The following is a 2,553-nucleotide window of genomic DNA, read 5'->3' as shown; positions in this document are numbered from 1 at the left end:
TAATACGGATAGATTAATTGCGTTTTATTCAGCGATTTGTGTTTGCTGTTTTATTTACAATCAGCCCCCGTCCAAACCGTACGAGCAAGTTTCCAAGCATACGGCTTTCCATAATTTATTCTCTTTCGAGAACTAATTTTGCCTTACGGCTGATTAGCTATTTATTCTTTTTTGTTCTTTTATTTTTGTTATTTAATCTGATATCATGCATTTGTTGGTCCGTAATATTTCTATGACAATCTATGCATAACACTTTTGTACTCTTATTCATCACGCTTTTGCGGTTTTCATTGCGAACCGTACCAATGTGATGGATTTGAAGTTGGGTTGTTTTGCCGCATTTTTCACATATTTCCGCTTTGAGGCGGTCTGTTAGATTCGTACGACCTTGGAATAGATAAGGATTGATGGTGATATCGGGATTTTCCTTATAATTACGCATTTTCTTAATTTTATCCCAAGGGTAAACAGTCCATGACTCATATCTGGTTTTCTCTTTGTTTAAATAAGGAATTGACCAAGTTGAGCTACGATTAAACTTTTTTCGCACTTTGGCAATTGTCGTTTTGCGTTTTCTTGCCAAGGTTTTCAAACAACTATATTCAGCTAGATAGGTTAGATGGGTTAATGCATTTAGATTGTTAGCTAAACAAAAGTATTGGATGATTCCACGTACGATTGTTTTATAAGTGCGTATTATTTCTAATTCGTCCCTACTTGCTAATGTTTCATCATGCTTAATCTTTCCTCTTTTTAACCAATTGTATTCATATCCATATTCTTTGGCTTTTGCTTTGGGAACTTGGATTTGTACCCGACCGTTTAGGGATTTTTTGTGGGTTTTTTTGGTGAGTTTACTACTGGTTGGTTTTACCTTAACCATGTAGGATAGAAACCTTGTGCCCTTATTGGCTTTTACAATTTTTGATTTATCTTTACTAATTGTTAGTTTTAAATCTTGTTCTAGCCATTGAGTCACTTGGTTTTTAATAGTTTCAGCTTTGTCATATTTTCCTTTAATTCCTATGATAAAATCATCGGCATATCGGATATATTCAACTCTTGTTTTTGGATTTAGGTTAATTTGTCTATCAATCCCCAGTTTATGATGCATTCCTTGATGGTATGCTTTTCCATATCCTGGGTTTGCTTTCCTTATTGGTGTTCCTTCTTTAATTAGTTCATCCATTTTGATGTCAATGTAATGTAAATATACATTGGCAAGCAATGGGGAAATGATTCCTCCTTGTGGAGAACCAGATAAAGATTCGTATTTGATGCCATCTTTCATGAACCCAGCTTTTAACCATTTATTAATGGTTGAAAGAGTTTTATTCTTACGTATAAACTTCCTCAAGGTTTTCATAAGAGTTTTATGATTGATTGTGTCAAAATAACCTTTAAGGTCAATTTTGATGATATAATCAATTCCTTGAAATCTTTGTTTGACGCGTTTGATTGCATCAAGACAGGATTTTTTGGTTCTAAATCCAAAACTCCATTCTAAGAATTGATTTTCAAAATAAGGAGTTAAGAGTTGTTCAAGGCTTTTTTGGACTATTCTATCTTTTATGGTAGGTATTCCAAGAGGTCTAACCTTATCGTTGTCTTTGGGAATGAATATTCTTTTAACAGGCTTTGGATTGTACTTGTTATTGATGTATTCCTTGTGATATCTTTCTAATTTTTTAAGATTGAGACTGTCAATTGAATTACCATCAATTCCAGGTGTACCCGCGCCTTTGTTGGTTGCAATTTTGTTAAATGCAATTAATGTGTTATGTAGATTATTCATTCCTTGCTGTAATTCTCTTTTTAGAGGATAGTTATTTGTAGAACAATATAGAATCTTATTCAATGTTCGCGAAAGCTTAGTTTCATCTGAAACAGTTGTTGACATATTTATCAACTCCTTCCTTGATTACAGTGAATAAATAGTAAATTACTAGCTACTTTCGCCTTGTAAAGGTTATTAACCTTCGCCCTGGTGGGTCATTGTGTTAGCATATTCCAATGCTAACTTTGAATTATCCACGACTATTAAATAGCTTCTTTATCCTTGAGCGTCTTGGCATTTATTCCTTGACTTGTTAATTAAATAACTAGCTTTTAGGATTCTCCAAGTTACTCTAAATATCTACCTTTGTCCATTAGGTGAAGTAACCGCTTATGTTTTTTTGTCTTTCCTGACTGTCGGTGAGATTCCAGGTTTTCTTTATTGATAAACTATCCACTACAAGCGTTATATATTGATAGACTCTGGACTATACGGTTTCGGTAGTTTGCGTACTAGGTTAACAAATTACATCTGCTTTTCTTCTTAGACCATTTCAGGCTTATCCATGGGACAATTTGGTGGCGGTATCATCTTGACTAACTACTTCGTCTCAATCCGCTTTTATGGTCTGCTGTAATCCATTATTCTTTCGTTTAACGGACCGACCATATCCATTCAGTGTTTATCGCACTGGTTATTGGTTAGATAACACGATATTTAGGCATCTTTGGCGCCCACGCTTTTTGTTCGTTGGTTAACATTTTATATTAACCCTT

1 protein-coding gene is annotated in these 2,553 nt (G+C 34.2%); it reads right to left on the bottom strand.

Going from position 1 to position 2,553, the window contains the following annotated elements:
* Positions 1 to 157: 157 nt before the first annotated feature.
* Complete coding sequence (ltrA, locus tag RI68_RS01710; RefSeq protein WP_017193533.1) at positions 158 to 1,900, bottom strand: group II intron reverse transcriptase/maturase; 1,743 nt, start codon at positions 1,898 to 1,900, stop codon at positions 158 to 160.
* Positions 1,901 to 2,553: the final 653 nt, after the last annotated feature.

It is taken from the genome of Vaccinium witches'-broom phytoplasma str. VAC (assembly GCF_000309405.1).
Classification (GTDB): domain Bacteria; phylum Bacillota_I; class Bacilli_A; order Acholeplasmatales; family Acholeplasmataceae; genus Phytoplasma.
Note: the sequence above shows the minus strand (reverse complement) of the source record. Positions and strands in the feature narration are given on the sequence as shown.

Excerpts from the sequence above, each read along its gene's own strand:
- ltrA (WP_017193533.1), bottom strand. The coding sequence starts at position 1,900 with ATGTCAACAACTGTTTCAGATGAAACTAAGCTTTCGCGAACATTGAAT.